The 21,449-nt window shown below is 65.0% G+C and carries 25 protein-coding genes; 15 read left to right on the top strand and 10 right to left on the bottom strand.

The window, feature by feature from the left end; translation table 11 throughout:
- Positions 1–185: 185 nt before the first annotated feature.
- Together P9230_RS19625 and P9230_RS19620 are read left to right on the top strand one after the other, a co-directional pair.
- On the top strand, positions 186–1,928 hold the full coding sequence (locus P9230_RS19625; RefSeq protein ID WP_278120549.1) for a PAS domain-containing sensor histidine kinase: 1,743 nt from the start codon (positions 186–188) through the stop codon (positions 1,926–1,928).
- Complete coding sequence (locus P9230_RS19620) at positions 1,903–2,685, top strand: peptidoglycan-binding protein (protein WP_278055052.1); 783 nt, start codon at positions 1,903–1,905, stop codon at positions 2,683–2,685. Before P9230_RS19625 ends, P9230_RS19620 begins: the two co-directional genes overlap by 26 nt.
- A 25-nt stretch (positions 2,686–2,710) precedes the next feature.
- Here P9230_RS19620 and P9230_RS19615 read toward each other — a convergent pair whose 3' ends face one another.
- Both P9230_RS19615 and P9230_RS19610 read right to left on the bottom strand, forming a co-directional pair.
- Complete coding sequence (locus tag P9230_RS19615) at positions 2,711–3,001, bottom strand: type II toxin-antitoxin system RelE/ParE family toxin (RefSeq protein WP_095800167.1); 291 nt, start codon at positions 2,999–3,001, stop codon at positions 2,711–2,713.
- On the bottom strand, positions 2,994–3,269 hold the full coding sequence (locus tag P9230_RS19610) for a type II toxin-antitoxin system ParD family antitoxin (protein WP_095800166.1): 276 nt from the start codon (positions 3,267–3,269) through the stop codon (positions 2,994–2,996). Before P9230_RS19610 ends, P9230_RS19615 begins: the two co-directional genes overlap by 8 nt.
- A gap of 136 nt (positions 3,270–3,405) precedes the next feature.
- Here P9230_RS19610 and P9230_RS19605 point away from each other — a divergent pair, with 136 nt between their 5' ends.
- The gene (locus tag P9230_RS19605) at positions 3,406–3,753 is read left to right on the top strand and encodes a DUF1491 family protein (protein ID WP_067320924.1); all 348 of its coding nucleotides are present in this window, start codon (positions 3,406–3,408) and stop codon (positions 3,751–3,753) included.
- Between the two features lie 63 nt (positions 3,754–3,816).
- Here P9230_RS19605 and P9230_RS19600 read toward each other — a convergent pair whose 3' ends face one another.
- On the bottom strand, positions 3,817–4,812 hold the full coding sequence (locus P9230_RS19600; protein WP_095823724.1) for a DUF2336 domain-containing protein: 996 nt from the start codon (positions 4,810–4,812) through the stop codon (positions 3,817–3,819).
- Between the two features lie 187 nt (positions 4,813–4,999).
- On the opposite strand from P9230_RS19600, the gene P9230_RS19595 reads away from it, so the two are divergent.
- Entirely contained in the window at positions 5,000–5,188 is a 189-nt protein-coding gene (locus P9230_RS19595; protein WP_127241678.1) for a hypothetical protein, read from the top strand.
- Between the two features lie 9 nt (positions 5,189–5,197).
- Here the strand turns inward: P9230_RS19595 and P9230_RS19590 are convergent, their stop codons facing one another.
- Together P9230_RS19590 and P9230_RS19585 are read right to left on the bottom strand one after the other, a co-directional pair.
- Complete coding sequence (locus P9230_RS19590; protein ID WP_127241679.1) at positions 5,198–5,746, bottom strand: DUF1254 domain-containing protein; 549 nt, start codon at positions 5,744–5,746, stop codon at positions 5,198–5,200.
- Positions 5,739–6,323 (bottom strand): DUF1214 domain-containing protein, encoded by a 585-nt coding sequence (locus P9230_RS19585; RefSeq protein WP_278120547.1) that lies wholly within the window; start codon positions 6,321–6,323, stop codon positions 5,739–5,741. Before P9230_RS19585 ends, P9230_RS19590 begins: the two co-directional genes overlap by 8 nt.
- 271 nt (positions 6,324–6,594) lie before the next feature.
- On the opposite strand from P9230_RS19585, the gene P9230_RS19580 reads away from it, so the two are divergent.
- Complete coding sequence (locus P9230_RS19580) at positions 6,595–7,788, top strand: DUF930 domain-containing protein (RefSeq protein WP_278120545.1); 1,194 nt, start codon at positions 6,595–6,597, stop codon at positions 7,786–7,788.
- Between the two features lie 57 nt (positions 7,789–7,845).
- Here P9230_RS19580 and P9230_RS19575 read toward each other — a convergent pair whose 3' ends face one another.
- Together P9230_RS19575 and P9230_RS19570 are read right to left on the bottom strand one after the other, a co-directional pair.
- Positions 7,846–10,002, bottom strand: a complete 2,157-nt coding sequence (locus tag P9230_RS19575; RefSeq protein ID WP_095827184.1) for a penicillin-binding protein 1A — start codon at positions 10,000–10,002, stop codon at positions 7,846–7,848.
- Between the two features lie 168 nt (positions 10,003–10,170).
- The gene (locus P9230_RS19570) at positions 10,171–10,809 is read right to left on the bottom strand and encodes a TetR/AcrR family transcriptional regulator (protein ID WP_067320941.1); all 639 of its coding nucleotides are present in this window, start codon (positions 10,807–10,809) and stop codon (positions 10,171–10,173) included.
- Positions 10,810–10,922: 113 nt separating this feature from the next.
- Here P9230_RS19570 and P9230_RS19565 point away from each other — a divergent pair, with 113 nt between their 5' ends.
- The gene (locus P9230_RS19565; protein WP_278120543.1) at positions 10,923–13,334 is read left to right on the top strand and encodes an FAD-dependent oxidoreductase; all 2,412 of its coding nucleotides are present in this window, start codon (positions 10,923–10,925) and stop codon (positions 13,332–13,334) included.
- Positions 13,335–13,346: 12 nt separating this feature from the next.
- A complete protein-coding gene (locus tag P9230_RS19560) occupies positions 13,347–14,900 on the top strand; it encodes a trimethylamine methyltransferase family protein (RefSeq protein WP_278120541.1) in 1,554 nt (517 codons plus the stop codon).
- Positions 14,901–14,902: 2 nt separating this feature from the next.
- Here P9230_RS19560 and P9230_RS19555 read toward each other — a convergent pair whose 3' ends face one another.
- Together P9230_RS19555 and P9230_RS19550 are read right to left on the bottom strand one after the other, a co-directional pair.
- Complete coding sequence (locus P9230_RS19555; protein WP_278120539.1) at positions 14,903–15,535, bottom strand: NAD(P)H-binding protein; 633 nt, start codon at positions 15,533–15,535, stop codon at positions 14,903–14,905.
- 33 nt (positions 15,536–15,568) lie between these two features.
- Positions 15,569–15,727 carry a hypothetical protein gene (locus P9230_RS19550; protein WP_278120537.1) on the bottom strand — a complete coding sequence of 53 codons (159 nt, stop codon included), beginning with the start codon at positions 15,725–15,727 and terminating at the stop codon, positions 15,569–15,571.
- 22 nt (positions 15,728–15,749) lie between these two features.
- On the opposite strand from P9230_RS19550, the gene P9230_RS19545 reads away from it, so the two are divergent.
- Together P9230_RS19545 and P9230_RS19540 are read left to right on the top strand one after the other, a co-directional pair.
- On the top strand, positions 15,750–15,899 hold the full coding sequence (locus P9230_RS19545) for a hypothetical protein (protein ID WP_176477603.1): 150 nt from the start codon (positions 15,750–15,752) through the stop codon (positions 15,897–15,899).
- A gap of 94 nt (positions 15,900–15,993) precedes the next feature.
- A complete protein-coding gene (locus tag P9230_RS19540; RefSeq protein WP_095800157.1) occupies positions 15,994–16,401 on the top strand; it encodes a DUF3168 domain-containing protein in 408 nt (135 codons plus the stop codon).
- 115 nt (positions 16,402–16,516) lie between these two features.
- Here P9230_RS19540 and P9230_RS19535 read toward each other — a convergent pair whose 3' ends face one another.
- Positions 16,517–16,903: an ester cyclase gene (locus P9230_RS19535; RefSeq protein ID WP_278120535.1), complete on the bottom strand. Its 387-nt coding sequence runs from the start codon at positions 16,901–16,903 to the stop codon at positions 16,517–16,519.
- A 232-nt stretch (positions 16,904–17,135) separates the two neighbouring features.
- Between P9230_RS19535 and P9230_RS19530 the strand changes: the two genes are divergently transcribed.
- The 6 genes from P9230_RS19530 (at position 17,136) to ccmI (ending at position 21,447) form a co-directional block, all read left to right on the top strand.
- Positions 17,136–17,435 carry a hypothetical protein gene (locus P9230_RS19530; RefSeq protein WP_095800155.1) on the top strand — a complete coding sequence of 100 codons (300 nt, stop codon included), beginning with the start codon at positions 17,136–17,138 and terminating at the stop codon, positions 17,433–17,435.
- A gap of 81 nt (positions 17,436–17,516) precedes the next feature.
- Positions 17,517–18,182 carry a response regulator transcription factor gene (locus tag P9230_RS19525; RefSeq protein WP_067320964.1) on the top strand — a complete coding sequence of 222 codons (666 nt, stop codon included), beginning with the start codon at positions 17,517–17,519 and terminating at the stop codon, positions 18,180–18,182.
- Between the two features lie 22 nt (positions 18,183–18,204).
- Positions 18,205–19,593, top strand: coding sequence for an ATP-binding protein (locus tag P9230_RS19520; protein WP_278120533.1), 1,389 nt, complete (start codon positions 18,205–18,207; stop codon positions 19,591–19,593).
- Positions 19,593–19,760, top strand: coding sequence for a hypothetical protein (locus tag P9230_RS19515; RefSeq protein WP_176477602.1), 168 nt, complete (start codon positions 19,593–19,595; stop codon positions 19,758–19,760). Before P9230_RS19520 ends, P9230_RS19515 begins: the two co-directional genes overlap by 1 nt.
- The gene (locus tag P9230_RS19510; RefSeq protein ID WP_095800154.1) at positions 19,757–20,194 is read left to right on the top strand and encodes a hypothetical protein; all 438 of its coding nucleotides are present in this window, start codon (positions 19,757–19,759) and stop codon (positions 20,192–20,194) included. Before P9230_RS19515 ends, P9230_RS19510 begins: the two co-directional genes overlap by 4 nt.
- A 116-nt stretch (positions 20,195–20,310) precedes the next feature.
- Complete coding sequence (ccmI, locus tag P9230_RS19505) at positions 20,311–21,447, top strand: c-type cytochrome biogenesis protein CcmI (RefSeq protein ID WP_278120530.1); 1,137 nt, start codon at positions 20,311–20,313, stop codon at positions 21,445–21,447.
- The last annotated feature ends 2 nt before the right edge of the window (positions 21,448–21,449 follow it).

The following is a 21,449-nucleotide window of genomic DNA, read 5'->3' as shown; positions in this document are numbered from 1 at the left end:
TTGCCGCGGGCAGGGCGCTCGCCTTCTCTGCCTTATCCATTCCTTAAACGCTGGATGCGACTTTCGATCCAATCAAGAGTCACCTGCAGAAGCAGGGCAATTCACGACCGGGTCCGAGTGCGTTGAGTTCGATTACGGCCAGATACGTTCCTCTGCCTGGCGCGGTTGCCGCCGGCTGCGAACGCATGGTTCATCCGATCGTCACGGACGAGGCTGAGCGCCAGCGTCAGCGCCGCTTCATCGGCGTCATGCTCGCTGCTCCCTTCCTCGCCGCGGGTGCGGCGGTGACGCTGGTCACCTCAAGCCTGGGTGCCGCCGTTACAGTGGCTGCGATCTTCGGCGCTTTCGGTCTGTGCTGGTTCGCAGCGCTTCTGATTGCCGCCACCGGCCGCATGACGCTCGCCGGCCGTGCCTCGGTGGCGACGGGTGGCCTCGCGCTTGCCGGCGCAATTGCCGCGGCGGGTGGTCTGGCGTCGCCGGTCGCGCTGCTTGCAGTGGCTTTGCCGGTCGAGTCCTGGTGGATCGCCAGGTCGCGCCGCGCAGCAATTTCGGGCGCGCTGGCGGCATTCGGCGCCATCCTGCTGCAGCCTTTCGCAAACCAGTTCCTGCCGCTCGGCGAGGCTGCGATCGCCGGTTGGCACTGGCTGCTGCCGCTTGCCTGGGCGCTTACGCTCCTGCCGCGCGCGGCGGCCTTCGCCAATCCCGCCGATGCGCGTCAGGCGGAGCCTGCGGTGGACCGTCTCGAAGAGACGATCGATGCCGTCGTGCTGCGCGTCGGCCGCCAGGGCGAGGTGCTCGACGCTTCGGCCAAGGCGCGTTCCATTCTGAAGCTTGCGCCGGAGCTCCTGCTCGGTACCGGCTTGTTCGAGCGCGTCCATCTTTCCGATCGCGTCGCCCATCTCACCGCGCTCGCGGACATGCGCGAGGGCGCGCCGATGCGCCGGCTCGACCTGCGCATCCGCTTGCCGCGCGACGGTGGTGGCTCGGCCGACAATTTCCGCCCGTTCCGCCTTGAATTGCTGCGCGGCGCGCGGGAGCAGGACACCTTCACCTTCGTCCTTCGTGAGAACGACGAGGTCGCTGCGCTCCGCGAAGAGCTTGCCACGGCGAGGGAGGCTGCGGCTGCCGCCGAAGTGGCCAAGGGGCGTTTCCTGGCGGTGGTCAGCCACGAGTTGCGCACGCCGCTCAATGCCATCATCGGCTTCTCCGACATGCTGCTGCACGAGATGTTCGGCGCCTTCCGCGATCCGCGCCAGAAGGAATATGTCGCCCTGGTCAGGGAGTCCGGCCAGCATCTTTTGTCCGTCGTCACCTCAATCCTCGATGTCTCGCGCATAGAGGCAGGCGCCTACGCCACCGAGCTCGAGCCGTTCCGCTTCGCCGATGCCGCCGACATGTGTCGCTCGATGATGCGGCCGCTGGCGGAGGCCAAAAGCATCGCGCTCGGCGCGCAGATCGCGCCTGACGCCGGCGAGATCAATGCCGATCGCCGCGCCGTGCAGCAGATCCTGATCAATCTCGTTTCGAACGCCTTAAAGTTCACGCCTGACGGCGGCAGCGTGGTGATCGGCGCCAAGCGGGTCGGCTCGCGGCTGCATTTCTGGGTGAGCGACACCGGCATCGGCATCGCCGAAGAGGATATGGCCAATCTCGGCAAGCCGTTCATGCAGATCCAGAACGACCATACGCGCCGCTTCGAGGGAACCGGGCTCGGCCTGTCGCTGGTCAAGGGGCTGGTGGCGCTGCATGAGGGCACGATGTCGATCGAGAGCGCCCCGGGCGAAGGCACGACGGTGACGATCAGCCTGCCGGTGAACGGACCGAAGCGGCGCTCGGGCGCGCCGGCCGACGTGCTGCCCGTGCCGATTGCAAAGCCGAAGGGGGATGCAAATGGGGACAGCAATGGCTCGCTCCGCAAGACGGCCTAAAGTGGTCGAACCCGAGCGCGGCTTGCTTGCCGAGAGCGCTGCGGCGGTCGGCCAGATGATCTCGCGCAATCCGGTTCTGGTCGGCGGCTCGACCGCCTTCCTGGTGACGCTCTTCTACGTTTCGGCCAACGCGCTCTGGTACCAGCCTTTTCCGCACACGGGCGCCTTCTTCGCCACCAGGAGCATCGAGAATTTCCCGCATGCCGTCTCGGATGAGCCGGAGACCACCATCAACATCGTGCGGCAGGCGCAGCCCGCTCCCAAGCCCGATCCGGTCGTCCAGCAGGTGCAAGGCATATTGAAGGACCTCAATTTCTACGACGGCACCGTCGACGGCCTCACGGGCCCAGCCACGCGCAAGGCTATCCAGGCCTATCAGCTCAAGGTCGGGCTGCCCGCCTCCGGCGATGTCGACGGCGCGCTGCTCGATCAGCTTGGCGCCAGGCAAACGACTGCGGCCATTCCGCGTCCGGCCCCGAGACCGGCCGACAGGGCTGCGGCCCAGGCCGCCGGACCGGCGGCCATTCCGGTCTCCTCTCCGGCCAACGGCGCAGCGCAGGCCCCCGACGCCCGCATCGTCAAGATCCAGGCTGGCCTGAAGGCCTTCGGCAATGACGATATGCAGCTCGACGGCGTCGTAGGCGCCCGGACCAAGTCTGCGATCAAGGAGTTCCAGGCGCTGTTCGGCCTGCCCGAAACCGGTGAGCCGGACGAAGTGGTCTATGCCAAGATGCGCGAGATCGGCCTGACAAACTGAGGGAGCGGCGGCATCGGGCGTCGGTTCATTCGAGCCAATGTTCGGGGTTTCGCATCCCGTGGACTATTGCCACAACTAGAATGCCGTAGCTCGTCGGTTCGTAAATAACGATATATCGGCCTTCCACCAGAACACGGGCTGTGTCGCTCAACTCGGGCCGAGCGACACCTATACTGGCATGGCTGCAAGCGAGTTCCAGCTTGTCGAAAATGCGTCCTACGAGCCTGTCAGCAGCTCTTTCGCTGTCAGCCGCGATATGTTCCCAAATCTCGCTTAGATCCCGTTGCGCGCGAGGAGTAAGTCGATAATTAGCCACGTCCGGCGCGCTCGGCCTTCAGAGCACGCAGAAAGGCGGCGCGGTCAACCTCTTGGCCCTTACCGCTCGCCATGCCTTCTTCATAAGCTTGCTTTAGCTGTGCCAGTTCCAGGGCGCGAAGTTCCTCGCGGTGTTCCCACAGCCTGAGGGCTTCCCTGACGATTTCGCTATTCGAAGCATAGCTGCCGCTGTCCACCGCGTCCTGCAGACGCGCGGCCTGCTTCGGTGTGAGGGATATGGTGAGAGTACGCATGGCTTGAGTTTTCATGGTTATCGTTTTTAACGCCTCTAATAAATTTCAACAAGATTTGTTAGAAGCGGATGTTCCGTTCTTGACATCCTGGCCGCTCGCGAACACGCGGGAATCTCGCTAAAAAGGTCGGCATGCCATCCGGAACCCTGCCATGCGCGTGACTACCGATCTGTGGGTATCGGCCCTTCTGCGCCGTGTCTTCACCGCCGGCGGTTTTGCTGCCGTGGTCAAGCGCGGCGCGACCGAGGCCGGCGCCGTCTTCGTGTTGTCGCGCGACCGGCTCGGCGAAGTGGCTCTGTACGGACCGGCGCCGCAAACGAGCTACGATTCGGCCAAGCCCGACGAGCGCTTCTTCACCTTGCTCGATTCTGGCGACGATAGCTCGGCATTCGATGCAAGGCTGGAAAAGGAAAAGAGATTCGATCCCGACATCTGGGTGGTCGAGATCGAGGCCGGCTCCGTTCCGGTCGAGGAGCTTGTTTCCGTGAAGGCGGAATAGAGGCGGCGGCCCAGCGTCGCGTCCAGCCACGGAAAACCGCTGAGCACCTTCCCTGGAATTGGTTCAGGACGCTTTGCGGCCGGCGGCCTTGTCATCGCTGTTCGATGCGTGGCGCCCTGTCTCGATGGCATTGCCGCGGATCGCCCGAGACAGCGTTTCGGCTTTCCAGGCCCGCACCTTGTCGAGCGCTGCCTCGCGATGCAGCAGCCGATAGCGGTCGAGGAACAGACGGATTGCCTGGGGATGCGGAAACTCGCCGGGATGGACCGCGACCGCGATCAGGAAGGCCCTGTCTTCGCTTAGGTCGAGCGCCTTGAGCGCCGCAAGCAGCGCTGCGTAGCCCGATTGCTCTGTGATCGAGCGGGCTGTGGCAAAATCGATGTCGAGCGCATCGGCAAGCGCTGTCTGGAAGAAAGCAAGGTTGCCCGTCAGCGCCGTCTCGCGCAGCTTCAGATAAGTCGGCTGTCCGAGGAACAGGTTGACAGCGGCACTTTCGCCGGCGGGCCGCATCATCGAGCGCAGGCGTCGCCGCGCGTTTTCCTCAGGCACGCCGGGATCCGGGCGGTTGTCTTCTGTTGCGGAAGCGGCCGGTTTCACCGGCGCGATCTTCGTGACCGTCTCCGGCGGCCGCGTGTTGACCAGCGTCGGCTTCTCCAGCGCGCGGATCAGGTGGGCGATGGTTGCGTTGAGTTCCTTGCGGCGAGCGATTGCGCGCGCGTGCGGCAGGCCATGGCGGCCGATCAGCGCGATGAGGTCGATGTCGCTCAGCGCGTTCGAGCGGGTAAGCAGCGGCGCCGCGATCTCGACCGGCTCCTCGGCCAGCCGCCGCACCAACGCGGCCGGCGCATATTCGCATTCGGAAAGGGCGGCGGCGACATAGCGGCGCGATTCGACCGACACTTCGTCGAACAGCGGCAGCGTCAGATCCTCGAGTTGGGCGATTTCGCGCCGCGACGGGCGCGTCAGCGAGCAGAAGGCCGACACGGCGGCGCGGAACAGCCTTTCGGCTTTTCCCGCTTCGGTCCGGATAGCGATGTGCCTGAAATCCGAAGAAGACACGGAGGATACGCCCGATACTCGACACAGACCCGGCCCCGCGCCTCCGGCCGGGCCGGTTTCGCGTCTCCAGGGAACAAACATCAAATTAGCCGCGATCCGTTAGCGCTCCGTTAACCCTCTGCCCGCCTTAATCGACTTTGGAGGCGTTGCGTTGTGCTCCGGTCAAACCGAGAGGAATACGCGAACCATGGGCATGGTCTTGTCTTTCGTGCCGCGAGCGGCATCCGTCAATCGAGTAACCCACGACACCGACACGGCAGCGGCTGTCATCATCTTCCCCGGCGTCCGCTATGAGCCACAGCCGCAGGTCGGCGCGGCGCGTCCGGACGGCCCGGACAAGCCTGGGTCGCCACGGCCACTGGTGCCGCATCACTGAGCTGACTCTTCAGTATTCCTGCAGCTCGCAGGCACTCTGTTCGAGAAAGCGCGACACGATCGGCTTCCAGCTATCGTCCGGCACGAAGGCGCGGACGACAAAGATTCCCTCTTCGATCGGCGCCTCGACAAAGATCGCGCCCTGCAAGTCCTCGGGAAGATCGCGCCGCACGTCGATCATCTGCGCCGGTGTCAGCACCACGGCATCGAGCTTTTCGCTGTTCGCATTGTGGTCGTTGAAGGAATAGATGTTATGGCCGCTGCGGTCATAGACCGAGGCCGACCAGAACGGCACGTCGCCCGGCGCCCGGATCCGTACCAGCCCGTCGGCGAGATTGAAGCGGCAGGCGGCCGCGTAGAACATGGGGTCGACCGACTTCACCACAGGCGCACCGCCGGCCTCCGCGTCGAGGCGCGTCATCTTATAGAGGTCGGAGGCCATTGCCAGCCGCGACCAGGCATCGCGCTCGGAAAATTCCGGCACCAGAAACAGCACCGCGATATGCACGATGCCGGCGCCGAGCAGGCCGAGGACCAGGGCGTGCAGCAGGCTACGCATGGCAGCCCGCCTTCAAAATGCGCGGCAGCGCCACGTCGGAAAGCCCAGTGCTGCTCGCGATCGGCGTGTCGTAGAAGGTCAGCACGAAATACATCTTGCCGAAGCCAGCCGTCAGGAGCCAGTTGCCCGGGGCAGGGCGGTCGCCGACGGAGATGACGACCGAATTGTCGGGCCGGCGCAGCACTTCGTAGGATTGCAGGGCCGCCTGTCTCGCCTTGCCGGTGTCGATGACGCCAAGCGACTGGTCGGCGGCATAAAGCGTCCAGAACCGGGCCGTCGGGTAGCCGCCTTCGATCGAATAGGCGCATTCCCGCTTCAGCGGCTGGCCGGCTGCGTCGCGCTCGGCGACGAAGGACAACCCCTCCGCCCGGCCGAGCGCCAGCACGCCCTCACGCGCCACGCGCGCCTTGGAGTAGGGGTCGGAGCCTTCCGTGCCGATTTCAGGAAAAGCTGTCCATTGGCCGATGCGGATCGCGCCGACGCCGTCCTGCGCGTTGAGCGCGTACCAGACGCTGCCGCCGCCAAGGCCGATGGCCATGGCAAGCGAAAGCAGCGTGAGGGAGACGGTCTTGAGCATGGAAGGCCGGAACTGAGGAGGTTGCCCGGGATATCGCGGCGCGGGGCCTCGTGGCAAGCCGGCTTGCCTTGGGCATGGCGATATTCAGGTGGTTGCGGCCTGCAGTAGTATGACGTTCCATGTCGGCGACCGGCCTGTCACGGACAAGTCCGCACCGCGCCCCTTCTGATTCTCGGCGGCGCTGTACGTAGCCATCCAATCACTGACTTGTCAGGCGCCGATCCGATGCCTGTGCTTGAAGCCGCCGCCATTTCGTTCCACATCGGTCGGGATGAAGGGCGAGACAGGAGAGCGGCGTCGGAATTTGGCGTGGGCTTTGCCCGCATCGCTGATGCTGCATGCGCTGATCGCAGCGTTTCTGGTCTATACCTTGCCCAAGCCCGCCCAACAGCCGGATGAGGAACAGCCGGTCAATGTCGCGCTTGTGCCTCCGCCCGAGCAACCTAAGCCGAAGCCTCCGCCCGCACCGCAGCCGAACGAACTCAAGGCCGAGAAGCCCCCGGAACCGAAAGCCGAAAAACCGCCCGAGGAAAAAGTCGAAAAGCCTCCAGTGCCGGAAAAGCAGCCGCCGAAGCCACCGCCGATCGCAGTGCTAAAGCCCGTTTTCCAGTATGGCAACAAGGACACCGGCCCCAGGAAATCCCTGGATGGAGCCGGCAACCGGGACAACACGCCGTCGCCGGCCAAGGATAGTGATACCAAGCCGCCCGCCGTGGCGAAGCCTGCACAGAAGCAATCTGCCGCGCCGGCAGATGCCGATCAGCCGGCGGATCAAAGCACGGCTGACGAGAAGCCGGTAATCGCCGCGACGGACGCCGAGCCCACGCAAAGTGAGGAGAAGGCAGCCCAGGACACGGATAGACGGCAGGCTGCCGAGCAAGAGGCAGGAGCGCCAACCGCCGAAAAGCAAACAGCCGCGGCGCCGACGCCGATGGATGCCAAGGGCGGCGATAGGGTCGATCTTCCGGCCGTGACCGAAAAGCAAAAGCCCAAGCAAGCAAATGCGCTGAAGTTCAGGCCCGCGAAGGTCTCGAAGTCCCGAAGCAAGAGCGCCGGGACGCCAGGTTCCACCAACGCCGCCGTTGCTGCGTCGCCGATCTATTCCGGCCTTCCGGGTGTTCGAAAGCTCTATTCGCAGGGCGCTACCGGCGATGCGCTGGCCACAAGCTCTATGAGCGAGGTGCCTCGCGACCAGCGGGTTGCCAACCTTTGCGGCAGCGTTTTGAACGAGGAATTGCAGGGCGCCTCCTATTCTCCCAAATGGCTGCCATCCATTCCGCTGAAGGTGGGCAATGTTCTTAACCCTCCGGTGGCCGCCTTCAGCACGGCAACCACATGGTACCGCCTAAGCTTCCGGTGCGAGGTCGACGCCGATGCGACAAGGGTCTTGTCGTTCAACTTCCGTGTCGGGGCTGAGATCCCACCCGGCGAATGGGCCGGGCTGAGATTGCCTAGTCTCCGCTAAGTATTTCACTCGAAAGTGGGACCGGTTTCGGGGCAAGCGCATGCGTCGAACGAAGGTTCAAAGCGCGGACAGCGTCTCCGGCAGGGTAGGTGCGTTGAGAACCGGCGCCGCCTGGAAGGCTTTGGTCATTGCCCTCAGCGTCTGCGTGGTGCGGCTGGAAAGCACTGGCGGGCGCTCGGCCTCTGCCTGCGCCGCGGCATCAGCGGCCTCCTTCTTCGCCTCTTCCTCGGCCTTGGCCGCGACCTCCGGGTCGACCCAGGGATGATCGAGGCCAGGGATCGGCTTCAGATCGATGTTCTGGTGTGCATAGGCCATCAGCCGCTGCCAGACCATCGCCGGCAGCGACCCGCCGGTCATGTTGTTGGTCGGCGTGAAATCGTCATTGCCGAGCCAGACGGCGGCCGTGTAGTTGCCGGTGAAACCGACGAACCAGGCGTCTCGGTAGGACTGCGTGGTGCCGGTCTTGCCCGCGACGACGATGTTGGGAAGCTGCGCGCGCCGCGCCGTGCCGATCGCCGGCACCGCGGCCAGCATGGTGTTCATGTATTTCAGAGCTTTTTCCGACAGCACACGGTGCGGCGGCGGCGCGTCCTTGGCCCAGTCATAGACGACGTCGCCGGTGCGGGTAACGAGCTGCGTGATGCCGTGCCGGGAACCGACGAAGCCGTTCTGCGCGAAGACGCTGTAGCCTGTCGCCTGGTCCATCACCGTCATGAGGGACGTGCCGAGCACCATGGTCTTGTGCGATTCCAGCGGCGATTCGACACCCATGGATTCGGCCATCGCCTTGATCGGCCCGATACCGAGATAGTCCTTGGCGAGCCGCACCGGCACGGTGTTGATCGACTTGGCGATAGCCGTGAGCAGCGTGACGTTGCCGGCCGAGCCGCCATTGTAATTGTGTGGCGACCAACTGCCCCAACTGACGGCGCCGCCGGAAACCACCGAGTCCGGCGTGAAGCCGTGCTCCATCGCGGTGGCATAGACATAAGGCTTGAACGACGACCCGGTCTGCCGCAGCGCCTTGGTGGCGCGGTTGAACTGGCTGGCGCCATAGTCGCGGCCGCCGACAATGGCGCGCACCGCGCCGTTGGTCTCGATCACCACCACCGCGCCCTCGGTAACGTTGTATTCCTTGCCGAACTGGCGGAGATGGAATTCGACCGACTCTTCGGCCGCTTTCTGGATATTGGCGTCGAAGGTCGTATGGGCGACCAGCGAGTGTTGGCCGGGCTTGGCGATCTTCTTGACCTCGTCGAAGGCCCAGTCGAGGAAATAGTCGGGGCTCTTCTGCTCGCCGCGGTCGACGACATCTGCCGGATGCAGCCGCGCCTGCAGCACCTGGCCTTCGGTCATGAACCCGGCGTCGACAAGGTTGGAGAGCACCACATTGGCGCGCGCACGGGCGGCCGGCAGGTTGATGTGCGGGGCGTATTTGGTGGGCGCCTTGAACAGGCCGGCCAGCATTGCCGCCTCGGCGAGGTTCAGGTCCTTGACGCTCTTGCCGAAATAGAAATCCGCCGCCGCCTCGATGCCGAACGTGCCGCCGCCCATATAGGCGCGGTCGAGATAGAGCTGAAGGATCTCCTTCTTGGAGAGATTGGCCTCCAGCCAGAGCGACAGGAAAGCTTCCTTGATCTTGCGCTCCAAGGTGCGCTCGTTGGACAGGAACAGGTTCTTGGCCAGCTGCTGGGTGATGCTGGAGCCGCCCTGGACCACCGAATTGGCGCGCACATTCTCGAAGATCGCGCGCGACAGGCCGAGAACGTCGATGCCGTAGTGATCGAAGAAGCGGCGGTCCTCGGTCGCCAGCACCGCCTTGATGACGATATCCGGCATCTCGTCGACCGGCACGGAATCGCGCTGGATGATGCCGCGCTGGCCGATCTCGTTGCCGTAGCGGTCGAGGAAGGTGACGGCGAAATCGCCCTGGTTGCGCCAATCGCCGGCGGTGATCTCAAACGCCGGCATGGCCAGCGCCAACAGCACCACGAAGCCGCCGGCTCCCATGGTGAACCCTTCACTCAGCACCTCGATGATGGCGCGCCGCCAGCCATGCAGGCGGAAGCGGCGGGAAAAGATGGTTGCGGCCTCCCAGAATTCGCGCGCTTTGAAGCTGATCTCGTAGAGCGAGGAATCGAGCCACGCATCGACGGCAAGAGCCGCCGAGGCGATCCGGCCTCTTCTCTTGCGTGGTTTCGAAGGAGTTGGCATTCCAGACTTCCGCCCCAATGCGCTTTCGCCCGAAAACAGCATGCGGGCAGTTTCAGGTGGCACCCTGCCAAACTATTCGACCATTTTATCACTGCTCACAAGGGCAGCGAAGCCACAGCACAAGCTTTGTTGAATGGAGGTCAATCGGCCGTGAACGGCGGGTAGTCATCAGCGCGCCGCGATGAAGCGCATGAAATGCGCCACATCCGCTTCGGTCGGCTCCTGGCCGGTGAAGGAGCGCAGATAGGCGGCGAGATGGCTGACGCGGGCCTCGACCGGTTCCTTGAGGTCGAGCACGTAATAGCCGATCTGCATGTAGTAGAGCACACGCGCTCGGATGAAGGCGTCCTCGTCGTCGTACCCGTGCCGGCGGTACATGTCGCGGATGGCGCTGAGGCGCTCGTCGTCGGCCTGGTCGATCATCTGCCGCACGTCTGCCGAGCGCCTCGCCCATTCGCGCACGGCGAAATCGAGCCTCGGGTCGAAGAGGCGCTCGTCGGCCCAGCATTCGAATACGTTCATCACGCCCATGATGATGGTTTCGGCGGGGCGCCGGGCGCGCTCGACGATCGCAGTGGTGTTGGTGTCGTGCCAATGCTTGAGCAACTGGTCGAGCAGATCCTGCCGGCTTTCGAAATACCAGTAGAAGCTTGAGCGCGACACGCCGAGCTTCTGGCCGAGGGTGAGCACGCGCACGCTCTCGATACCGTCTGAAACCAGCGTCTCAAGCGCCAGATTGATCCAGTCCGAGCGCGTGACCTTGATGTTGCCGAGAACCGGTTCGGCCTGCGGGGCGGTCATGATCATGGCCGCACAATAGGCATGGCGGGAAGCGGCGCGCAAGCGATCTGTACACTTGTGTCTAGACACTCCTGTACAGGACGTGTATCGTAAGGCTCTCCAACGAGAGGGAGAGGCTCGTGAAATCGCATTACCGGGCAGTCGTCATCGGGGGAGGCGTGGTCGGCGCCTCGGTGCTCTATCACCTGACGCGCTTCGGCTGGAGCGACGTGGCGCTTATCGAGCGCGCCGAGTTGACGGCCGGATCGACCTGGCACGCGGCGGCCGGCTTCCATGCGCTGAACGCCGATCCCAATGTCGCGGCGCTGCAGGACTACACGATCAAGCTCTACCGCGAGATCGAGGCCGAGTCCGGCCAGGATGCCGGGTTGCACATGACCGGTGGCGTCAACATGGCAAGCGATCCGCAGCGCTGGGAATGGCTGAAATCGGCCTGGGCGGTGTTCCAGTCGGTGGGCATCGAGACGGCCCGCCTGGTGACGCCCGAGGAGATCAAGGAGATCTGCCCGATCGTCGATGTCAGCGATGTGCTGGGTGGCCTTTACGATTCCAACGAAGGCCATCTCGACCCTTACGGCACGACGCACGCCTATGCGGGCGCCGCAAAGAAGCGCGGCGCCGATGTGATCCTGCGCAACCGCGTAATCGAGCTCAGGCAGCGCGCGGACGGCGGCTGGGATGTGGTTACAGAGAAGAGCGCGATTGTCGCCGAGCATGTCGTCAACGCCGGCGGCCTGTGGGCCAAGCAGGTCGGCCTCATGGCAGGCGTCGACCTGCCGGTGACGCCGATGGAGCACCATTATTTCGTCACCGAGGACATTCCGGAGGTCACTGCCCTGGACAACGAGCTCGGCCTTGCCGTCGATCTCGACGGCTTCTCCTATCTTCGGCAGGAGCGCAAAGGCGTGCTGCTCGGTGTCTACGAGCAGAACCCAAAACATTGGAACATGGACGGTGCGCCCTGGGACTACGGCATCGAGCTGATCCCCGAGGACATCGACCGCATCAGCCCGGAGCTTTCGAAGGCGTATCAGCGCTTCCCCTGCCTGGCCAAGGCGGGCATCCGCAAATGGGTCAATGGCGCCTTCACCTTCACCCCCGACGGCAATCCGCTGGTTGGCCCGGTGCGTGGCTTGAAGAACTACTGGGTCGCCTGCGGCGTCATGGCCGGCTTCAGCCAGGGTGGCGGCGTCGGCAAGTCGCTGGCCGAATGGATGATCTACGGCGAGCCGCAGGCCGACATCTTCGGCATGGACATCGCCCGCTACGGCGCCTTCGCCGCCAACCGCGAGTATCTCAGGCAAACCACGCGCCAGTTCTACGCCCGTCGCTTCGTCATGACCTTCCCCAACGAGCGGCTGCCGGCGGGCCGGCCGCTGAAGCGGCCCGGCGCCTATGACGGCATGAGCGCGGCCGGCGCCGAGTGGATGGCCTCATGGGGGCTGGAAATCCCGGCCTATTTCGCGCCAATGGGTTTTCGCGAGGAGACGACGCTGAAGCGCTCCAACGCCTTCGACATCGTTGGCGATGAGGTGCTGCAGGTGCGCCGCGCCGCCGGCCTCGTCGACACCACGGCCTTCTCGCGCTACGCCGTGTCCGGTCCCGGCGCCGAGGCCTGGCTCGACCGGCTGCTTGCCTGCAAACTGCCGAAGCCTCGGCGCGCGAAGCTTGCCCCGATGCTCGGCCATGACGGCAGGCTGAAGGGCGACCTTACCGTGCTCAACTGGGGCGGCGGCGACTACTGGATCATGGGCTCCTATTACCTGCGCGAATTCCACATGCGCTGGTTCGAGGCGCACATGGCGGACGGCGTCTCGGTTAACGACATCTCGGACGCGATGTCCGGCTTCCTGGTGACCGGGCCGAATGCAAGGAAGGTCGTCGAACGCACCACGCACCAGGACGTCTCCGCCAAAACCCTGCCGTTCATGGCCTGCGCCGAGTTCGACATCGGCATGGTTCGCGCCCGGGTCGCCCGGCTGTCGATCGCCGGCGAGCTCGGCTTCGAAATCAATTGCCCGGCCACCCTGCACGGGACGCTGCGCGAGACGCTGCTCGCCGCCGGCGAAGATCTTGGTCTCGCCGAGATCGGCTACTACGCGCTCAACGCGCTGCGGCTGGAGAAGAGTTTCGGCATCTGGTCGCGCGAGTTTACCCAAGGCTACACGCCCGGCCAGACCGGCCTTGACCGGTTCGTCGCCTTCGACAAGGGCGATTTTGTCGGCCGCGAAGCAGCTCTCAAGGAGCACAAGGCGGGCGTCGCCCGGCGGATCGTGACCCTGGAAGTCGATGCCGTCGACGCCGACGCCAGCGGTTTCGAGCCTGTCTGGCACAAGGGCCGGCGCGTCGGCTTCGTCACTTCCGGCGGCTACGGCTACACGGTTGGCAAGAGCGTCGCCCTGGCGTTGCTCGATGACGATTTCGCCGGGGAGGGGACGCAACTTTCCGTCCACATTGTCGGCGTCGAACGGCCGGCGCGCGTCATCGCGGCCTCGCCCTACGACCCCAAGGGCGAGGCAATGCGGCAATAGGGAGGATTGGGCATGATTGATGAGGCCGCACGCGATCAGAGGCGCGAACGCCGGCGCGGACGCACCGGCGAGGCCGGTAGCGAGTCCAGCCGCCGCCCGAACTATCGTTCGCTGAAGAACCCCTTCCTGCCGCAGCCGGTCTTTTCCGACGATCAGGTCGCCGCAATCCACGACACGGCGCTGCGCGTGCTGGAAGAACTCGGCATCAAGGTGCTGCTGCCGGAGGCGCGCGCCATTCTTGCCAAGGCCGGCGCCCTGGTCGACGAGGACAGCCAGATGGTGCGGATCGGCCGCGACATGGTCGAGGCAGCCTTGGCGTCCGCGCCGCGCTCGATCCCCGCCTATGGCGGCGCCCGCTCCCGTGACCTTATCCTCGAGCTTGGGTCCATGACATTCCTCGCCGGCTCCGGCGCGCCCAACGTCACCGATCTCGAGCGCGGAAGGCGGCCGGGCACGCTCGCCGCCTTCGTGGAATTCATGAAGCTCCTGCAGCATTTCGACGTGCTGCATATGCTCGGCCCTTGCATCGAGCCGCAGGACGTCGACACGCGCTTTCGCCACTTTGCCACCGGCCGCGCGCAGCTCACCTTGTCCGACAAGTTTCCCTTCGTCTTCGCGCGCGGCACGCCGCAGGTCGAGGACAGTTTTGAGATGGTCCGGCTGGCGCGCGGCCTCTCGGAGGACGAATTTCGCAACGGCGCCTTCTGCTACACCGTCATCAACACCAATTCGCCGCGCCAGCTCGATATCCCGATGGCGCAAGGCATCATCGACTTCGCCAGGTTCGGCCAGGTGTCGATCATCACGCCCTTCTGCCTGGCGGGCGCCATGGCGCCGATCACGGTCGCCGGCGCGCTGACCCTGCAGCATGCGGAGGCGCTGGCGGGGCTGACGCTCGCCCAGATCGTGCGCCCCGGCGCTCCGGTGGTCTATGGCTCGTTTTCCTCCAATGTCGACATGAAGTCGGGCGCGCCGGCCTTCGGCACGCCGGAGCACATCAAGGCGACCTTGGGCGCCGGCCAGCTCGCGCGCTTCACCGGCTTGCCTTGGCGTTCTGGCGGCGGCAGCGCCGCCAATGTCTCCGACGCGCAGGCGGCGCATGAGACGCAGTTCGCGCTATGGGGCTCGGTGCTTGCCGGCGCCACCGTCTGCATCCATGCGGCAGGCTGGCTGGAGGGCGGCTTGAGCGTCTCGTTCGAAAAGCTGATTACCGACATCGAGGCGCTGCAGACGGTCGCCGAGCTTTGCGCCACGACACCGGGTGATGCCGACGCCATTGGTTTCGACGCCATTGCCGAGGTGCAGCCCGGCGGCCATTTCTTCTCGGCCGCCCACACCATGGTCCGCTACCGCACCGCCTTTTACGAACCGCTGGTGGCCGACTGGTCGAATTTCGGCAACTGGACGCAATCCGGCGGCAAGACCGCGACGGAGCGCGCCACCGGCATCTGGAAGCGGATTCTTTCCGATTTCCAGCCGCCGGCATCCGCTGCCGCCACCGCCGGCGTGCTCGACGAGTTCATCGCACGTCGCACCGAAGAGGGCGGCGCGGCGCCGGTGTCGTGAGGTCAAGGCAGCAGGGCAACCGCTGTACGCGAATAGGTCTTGTCGCTGACCTGGGAAAGCATGAAGGCCGCCACGTCGGCGCGCGCCAGCGTCGGCAACAAAGATGTCGCTCGGATGCCGTCGCCGTGGCGGAACCGGCCGGTAGCTGGACCCTTGCCGAGCTTTGGTGGTCGCACGATCGTCCAGTCGAGGCCGGACTGCGCGATGAGCCTTTCTTTCGCTTCGTGATCCGCCGCTTCATGGCGCAGCACGAGCGGCACGACGATGCCGCCGAGCAGCGGCCCCAATTGCCGCCGGCTGTCGCGGATGCCGAGGAAGGACTGATAAATGAGCCGGGTTGGCCCGCTCCGTTGCATCGCCTCGACGATGAAGCCGATACCGGCAATCACCGCCGCGTCGTGCTTCAGTGGCACGCCGACACCGAGGCAGCTCAACACCGCGTCGTGACCGGCAATCGCGCCCTCCACCGCCTTGCAGTCGGCGACGTCTCCGACGATCACACTCAGACGGTCGTGGCTGATGGCGAGCTTGCGCGGCGTGCGGACGAAGGCGGTGACCAGATGGCCTTCCGCCAGCGCCGCCGAGACGAGGGCGCGGCCGGTCGCGCCCGAGGCGCCAAAGATCAGAAGTTTCATTTCCGGCCTCCCTGGCCAGTCTGCCCCGCTTCGTCAGCCAGGCTTGCGCCCCGCGACGAAAGCGACCGGCGCTCCAGCCGGGCCGGGCAGCAGCCTTGTGTAGACGTAGTCGCATTGCTCCACCAGACCCTGCGCGGCGCCTTCCTCAAAAACCGTGCCGCCCCACACCGTGACACCCGTGATTCCCTGCATGCCCGCCGAACCGGAACCGCGCATGGTGCGGCTCGCCCCCGAAACTCTCGGCAGCCGCCCGGTTTTGCTTGTCTATCGCCGCGAGATCGGTGATGAGGCGCCTGTGCGCCGTCATCCGTTCGTAACTGTGGTGATCAGGGATCAGGCAACGGTGATCAGCGGCAAGGCTTGATGGCATTGCCTCAAGCCGCCGTCCGACGATCTGGCGAAACGGGTGCAAGGCGGCTACGCTGCGAGGAGGACAAGGCAGGCGAGAGGAACCACATATGACGGCGCCTGGCGATTTGATGCAGGCCTTGTTCCTGCGATTGAAGACCGATGCGTCGCTGTCGGCGCTGCTGGGCGGCGCCGGCCTGCTCGAGCGCGCCGACGCCAAAGCCGCATTTCCGCACGTCACCTATGGCCGCACCAGCGCCTTCGACCTGGACACCGGCGCCGACGACAACGACGACCAACTCATCACGCTCCACATCTGGTCGAAGGCGCAGGGCGAGGCCGAGACGCGGCTCATCATGGACAGCATCAAGGCGCGCCTCGACGGCGCGGCCCTCTCGATCGGCCCGCGTGGCCAGACGCGGCTGTCGCTGGAATTCGCCGAGGCGCGCTATGACGACGACCTCGCGGTGCACCACGGGCTGCTGCGCTTCCGCGCGCTGACGCAAGAAAGTGTCTGAGAGACCAGCTTTTCCTTCAGCAATTCCAGGAAAGGTGCGCAGCGGTTTTCCGTCCGGAAGTACGAAAAAACAAGGAGTTAGAGCAATTCCGCGTTTCCTGAAACGATGAACGTCTCTAGAGCTGGGCCTGGATGGCGGCCTTGTCGATGACGGACCAGACCTCGCGTATTCGCCCGTCCTGGATTTCATAAAAGACGTTCTCGGCGAAGGTGACTCGCCTGCCGTTCACCGCTAGGCCGAACAGCATGCCCTTGGGCCTGCAGTCGAAATGCAGGCGGGCCGCCACGCGTGGTGGCTCTGAAACCAGAAGCTCGATGTTGAAACGCAGATCGGGAATGGCCTGAAAATCGTCTTCCAGCATGCGGCGATAGCCCGAAAGCCCCACCGTCTGGCCATTATACTGCACCTCCTCGCCGATGAACCGGCCGAGATTGTCCCAATCCTGTTCGTTGAGGCAGGCAATGTAGTCCTTGTAGAGACTGGCAAGGTCGTCATGGCTCATGGCATTCTCCCCGTCCTCAACTGCTTCACGGCGCAAATTAGAGCATATGCAAGCCGCGAAAACCGTAGCCGCGCCCGTGATTTTCCGGCTATCAATCCATGGCTGGTCCTGATGGGCCCAGGCAGTTGGACTCGCATTTGTTCGTCTCGCGGGCAGGGGGTATGGCGGGCATGGATTTTCGGCCGTTCACCGTTCATTTCATGTTCAGCACAAATGCGTTAGTACCGTGATCATGAAAACGTTCCGCTCCCTTACTCGCGCCGCGACGCTGGCGCTTGCCGCAGCCGGGATTTTTGCGTCGCAGGCGACGGCGATGCCGCTCGTCGAGCCATCGGTCGATCAGCCGCTCGTCCTTGCTGCCAACGACTGCTATGCAATCGGCCAACAGATCGCCGCGCAGAACGGCGGCACGCTCGCCAAGGCCTCGCAGGCGACGCGCGGCGGACAGCAGGTCTGCGTGATCGTGGTACTGGTCCCGGGCAAGGAGGGCCAGCGGCCGCGCCGTACCGAGATCGTGGTGCCGCTGGACTGACGCCCAATTCCCTTTAACAGGCTTGAGTTTCCTGGCCGGCGGAATCGGCCTATACCTCCACCCTTCAACAGGCTCCGAACCATGCGCGTGCTCGTCGTCGAGGATGACAAGGATCTCAACCGGCAGCTTACGGATGCGCTGGTCGATGCCGGCTATGTCGTCGACCGCGCCTATGACGGCGAAGAGGGGCATTTCCTCGGTGACACCGAGCCTTACGACGCCGTCGTCCTCGACATCGGCCTGCCGCAGATGGACGGCATCAGCGTCGTCGAGCGCTGGCGCCGCGGCGGGCGCAAGATGCCTGTGCTGATCCTGACCGCGCGCGACCGCTGGAGCGACAAGGTTGCCGGTATCGACGCGGGCGCCGACGACTACGTCACCAAGCCTTTTCACATCGAGGAGGTGCTGGCCAGAGTGAGGGCGCTGATCCGCCGCGCCGCCGGCCATGCCTCATCCGAGCTCACCTGCGGGCCGCTGAGGCTCGACACCAAGGCCTCCAAGGCCGACGTCAACGGCGTGCCGCTGAAGCTCACTTCCCACGAGTTTCGGCTGCTTGCCTATCTGATGCATCATATGGGCGAGGTGGTATCGCGCACCGAATTGGTCGAACATCTCTACGACCAGGACTTCGACCGCGACTCCAACACCATCGAGGTGTTCGTCGGACGGCTTCGCAAGAAGATGGGCATCGACATGATCGAAACCGTGCGAGGCATGGGCTATCGCATGCGAGAGCCGGAGGCGTGACGCGGAACCGCTGAAGCCGACGATGAGAACGTGGCTTTCAAAGCTGCGGCTCTGGCCGCGCTCGCTGACCTTCCGCGTCATCGCCTTTTCCACGATTTGGGCGATCCTGACGCTCGTCGTCATCTTCACCCTCATCACCACGCTCTACCGCCAGGCCAGCGAGCGCGGCTTCGACAGCCTGCTTTCGGCGCATCTGTTCAACCTGATCGGCTCCGTCGGCATTTCCGACAATGGCGCGCTCATCGGCTCGCCCGACCTTGGCGATCTGCGCTTCTCGGAGCCGAATTCCGGCTGGTACTGGTCGGTCGAGCCGGCCTCCGAAGACGTTCACGGCGAACTCCATTCCTCCTCGATGACCTCCTCGATCCTGTCGCCGAGCGTCGCCGAGGTGCCGTTCAACGCGAACTTCCAGCGCAGCTATTCGACCGAGGGCATCAAGGGCGAGGAGTTGGAGGTTTTCGAGAGCGAGTTCGTGCTCGATGCCAAGAACCGCGCCGCGCGCTTCCGCGTCATGGGCAATCACAGCGAGCTCGAGCAGGAGATCGCGAGCTTCCAGCGCCGGCTGCTCACCTATCTGTCGCTGTTCGGCGTCGGCATGATCGCCATCAACGCCATCGCCATCCTTTTCGGCTTGCAGCCTTTGCGCCGCGTGCGCAATGCTTTGGCGATGGTGCGCGAGGGCACGGCGCAGCGGCTTGACGGCCGCTTCCCGGCCGAGATCGAGCCTCTGGCCAGCGAGACCAATGCGCTGATCGAGAACAACAGGCGCATCGTCGAGCGCTCGCGCACCCAGGTCGGCAATCTCGCCCATTCCCTGAAGACGCCGCTTGCCGTGCTGATCAACGAGGGCCGCGCGCTCGGCGGCGCCAAGGGAGAGCTCATCGCCGAGCAGGCTGCCTCTATGCAAAAGCAGGTCGACCATTATCTGCAGCGCGCCCGCGTCGCCGCCCAGCGCGACAGCGTCGTCTTCCGCACGCCGGTGGCGCCGCTGGTCGAGCGCATGGTGCGCGTGCTGCGCAAGCTCAACCCGCAGACACAGCTTTCGCTGTCGCCGCCGGCCGCCGGGATCGTCTTTGCCGGCGAGCGCGAGGATCTTGAAGAATTGCTCGGCAATCTCCTCGACAATGCCATGAAATGGGCGAAAAGCGCCGTTGCCGTCTCGGTCGCCGCCGTTGCCGGAAGCCCCAACCTTTTTGAAATCGTCATAGAGGACGACGGCCCCGGCATTCCCGAGGACAGCGCGCGGGAAGTGTTGAAACGCGGCAAGAGACTCGACGAGACGAAGCCGGGAACGGGGCTTGGATTGGCCATTGTCGCCGACCTCGTCAACGAGTATGGAGGCGCCCTGGCGCTGGAACGGTCCAGCATGGGCGGCTTGAGGGCAGTGGTAAGATTGCGGAGCCTTCAATAATGTTTTTATCGATTTCCGTGCGGCCGCTCGCGGCCAAATTTCCGACAAATATCAATACTATGGGCTCGCTATCCTTCCCGCTGGCGCGGTTCCCGATCCGTCTCGCTCCAGAAGTGCTTTTCGCCCAAGAAGCCCATCCCGCTCAAGAGAACTGGTTGCTGGCATGAAGATTCGCGTTGCGCTCGTTTCCGCCCTGATGGCCGTGTCGGGCTGCACCACGCTGGGCAGGACCGGCCCGACCTCTCCGGTCACGCCCGTCGCCACGCCGCGGGCCGCCGGTAAGGTGGGAACCGGCATCGTCGCGGCCATGAATGGCGGGCTCATCGGCGGCTCGATCGGTTCGGGTCTGAGCGATGCCGAAAAGCGCAAAGGCCTCGAGGCCGAGTACAAGGCGCTGGAATACAACGCCAGCGGCCAGAAGGTGACGTGGAAGGGCGACAGCTCGACCCATTATGGCGAGGTCGTTGCCGCCCAGCCCTACCGGGTCGGCTCGCAGGACTGCCGCCAATACACCCACACCGTTTACACGAGCGGTTCGGGCGTCACGGCGCGCGGCACCGCATGCCGCAATGCCGACGGCAGCTGGACGCCGCTGACCTGAATTAGCAACGATCGGCGCAATTTGACATTGATCAAGGACGGCCGGCGCGTCTGCCGCCAAAGCGTCGCAGGGCGTCCGTGTTGGCAGGGCAGGGCTCTGCCTTTATTGGAATAGCCATGCTGTTCTGGGTCATAGCTGCAATCCTTACGCTGGGCGCCAGCCTGGCGGTGCTTTTGCCGCTGGCCGGCGGCACGAAAGCCGCATCGACCGCCGGCGATCACGATCTCGAAGTCTATCGCGACCAGCTTTCGGAACTCGACCGCGACATGGCGCGCGGTCTCATCCAGCCGGGTGAGGCGGAGGAAGCGCGCGCCGAGATCGGCCGCCGCATTCTGCGTCTCGGCTCGCACAGCCAGCCAAGCGCGCGAGCGCCGCGCCCTTCGCGCGCCGCAAGGCTGGTCGCCACCGCCGCCGTGCTGGCGGTGCCGCTGGTCAGCTGGGGGCTCTACGGCTTACTCGGCTCGCCGGATCTGCCCTCGCAGCCGCTGGCCGAGCGGCTGGCCAAGAACCCTGCCGAGTCCTCGGTCGACGAGTTGGTTGCCCGCGCCGAGGCGCATCTCGCCGCCAACCCTTCGGACGGCAAGGGCTGGGACGTGCTGGCGCCAGTTTATCTGCGCCTGCAGCGCTACGCCGACGCGGTGACCGCCTATCGCAACGCCATCCGCCTCGACGGCGACAGCGCCGTGCGTCAGGCCGGCCTTGGCGAGGCGATCGCCAACGCTGCCGGCGGGATCGTCACGGCCGAGGCTCAGGGCGCCTTCGACGCGGCCTTGAAGCTCGATCCCGCCAACGCCAAGGCCAATTTCTATCTGGCGATGGGCCTGGCCCAGGAAGGCAGGAAGGCGGAAGCCGCCGCCGCTTGGCAAAAGATGCTCGGTCAGCTTGCGCCCGATTCGCCCTGGCGCAGCGCCGTCCAGCAGGCGCTCGCCGAAAGGGCCGAGCCGCCGGCGGCGGCAGGCAAGCCGGCGACCGGCCCGGATGCCGGGCAGGTCGAGGCGGCGCGGCAGATGGCGCCGCAGGACCGGCAGGCAATGATCGAGACCATGGTCGCCAGCCTCGACGACCGGCTGAAACAAAATCCGCGCGACGAGGAAGGGTGGATGCGGCTCATTCGTTCCTATGTCTTGCTCGGCAAGGCCGACCGGGCGCGCGACGCGCTCGGCCGCGCGGTTGCCGTCTTCGGCGCCGACAGCGAGCAGGCCAAGAAATTCACCGCCTTTGCCGCCTCCCTCGGCGTGACGGCGACGGAGTAGGC

Source organism: Mesorhizobium sp. WSM4887, assembly GCF_029625865.1.
In the GTDB taxonomy this organism is placed as follows: domain Bacteria; phylum Pseudomonadota; class Alphaproteobacteria; order Rhizobiales; family Rhizobiaceae; genus Mesorhizobium.
Note: the sequence above shows the minus strand (reverse complement) of the source record. Positions and strands in the feature narration are given on the sequence as shown.

Coding starts and splice junctions, on each gene's coding strand:
- P9230_RS19585 (WP_278120547.1), bottom strand. CDS start 6,323: ATGCTCAAGACCGTCTCCCTCACGCTGCTTTCGCTTGCCATGGCCATC.
- P9230_RS19550 (WP_278120537.1), bottom strand. CDS start 15,727: ATGCAGGGAATCACGGGTGTCACGGTGTGGGGCGGCACGGTTTTTGAG.
- ccmI (WP_278120530.1), top strand. CDS start 20,311: ATGCTGTTCTGGGTCATAGCTGCAATCCTTACGCTGGGCGCCAGCCTG.
- P9230_RS19595 (WP_127241678.1), top strand. CDS start 5,000: ATGGGCATGGTCTTGTCTTTCGTGCCGCGAGCGGCATCCGTCAATCGA.
- P9230_RS19520 (WP_278120533.1), top strand. CDS start 18,205: ATGAGAACGTGGCTTTCAAAGCTGCGGCTCTGGCCGCGCTCGCTGACC.
- P9230_RS19560 (WP_278120541.1), top strand. CDS start 13,347: ATGATTGATGAGGCCGCACGCGATCAGAGGCGCGAACGCCGGCGCGGA.
- P9230_RS19525 (WP_067320964.1), top strand. CDS start 17,517: ATGCGCGTGCTCGTCGTCGAGGATGACAAGGATCTCAACCGGCAGCTT.
- P9230_RS19530 (WP_095800155.1), top strand. CDS start 17,136: ATGAAAACGTTCCGCTCCCTTACTCGCGCCGCGACGCTGGCGCTTGCC.
- P9230_RS19570 (WP_067320941.1), bottom strand. CDS start 10,809: ATGATCATGACCGCCCCGCAGGCCGAACCGGTTCTCGGCAACATCAAG.
- P9230_RS19510 (WP_095800154.1), top strand. CDS start 19,757: ATGAAGATTCGCGTTGCGCTCGTTTCCGCCCTGATGGCCGTGTCGGGC.
- P9230_RS19590 (WP_127241679.1), bottom strand. CDS start 5,746: ATGCGTAGCCTGCTGCACGCCCTGGTCCTCGGCCTGCTCGGCGCCGGC.
- P9230_RS19540 (WP_095800157.1), top strand. CDS start 15,994: ATGACGGCGCCTGGCGATTTGATGCAGGCCTTGTTCCTGCGATTGAAG.
- P9230_RS19555 (WP_278120539.1), bottom strand. CDS start 15,535: ATGAAACTTCTGATCTTTGGCGCCTCGGGCGCGACCGGCCGCGCCCTC.
- P9230_RS19620 (WP_278055052.1), top strand. CDS start 1,903: ATGGCTCGCTCCGCAAGACGGCCTAAAGTGGTCGAACCCGAGCGCGGC.
- P9230_RS19535 (WP_278120535.1), bottom strand. CDS start 16,903: ATGAGCCATGACGACCTTGCCAGTCTCTACAAGGACTACATTGCCTGC.
- P9230_RS19610 (WP_095800166.1), bottom strand. CDS start 3,269: ATGAAAACTCAAGCCATGCGTACTCTCACCATATCCCTCACACCGAAG.
- P9230_RS19575 (WP_095827184.1), bottom strand. CDS start 10,002: ATGCCAACTCCTTCGAAACCACGCAAGAGAAGAGGCCGGATCGCCTCG.
- P9230_RS19515 (WP_176477602.1), top strand. CDS start 19,593: ATGTTTTTATCGATTTCCGTGCGGCCGCTCGCGGCCAAATTTCCGACA.
- P9230_RS19625 (WP_278120549.1), top strand. CDS start 186: ATGGTTCATCCGATCGTCACGGACGAGGCTGAGCGCCAGCGTCAGCGC.
- P9230_RS19605 (WP_067320924.1), top strand. CDS start 3,406: ATGCGCGTGACTACCGATCTGTGGGTATCGGCCCTTCTGCGCCGTGTC.
- P9230_RS19545 (WP_176477603.1), top strand. CDS start 15,750: ATGGTGCGGCTCGCCCCCGAAACTCTCGGCAGCCGCCCGGTTTTGCTT.
- P9230_RS19580 (WP_278120545.1), top strand. CDS start 6,595: ATGAAGGGCGAGACAGGAGAGCGGCGTCGGAATTTGGCGTGGGCTTTG.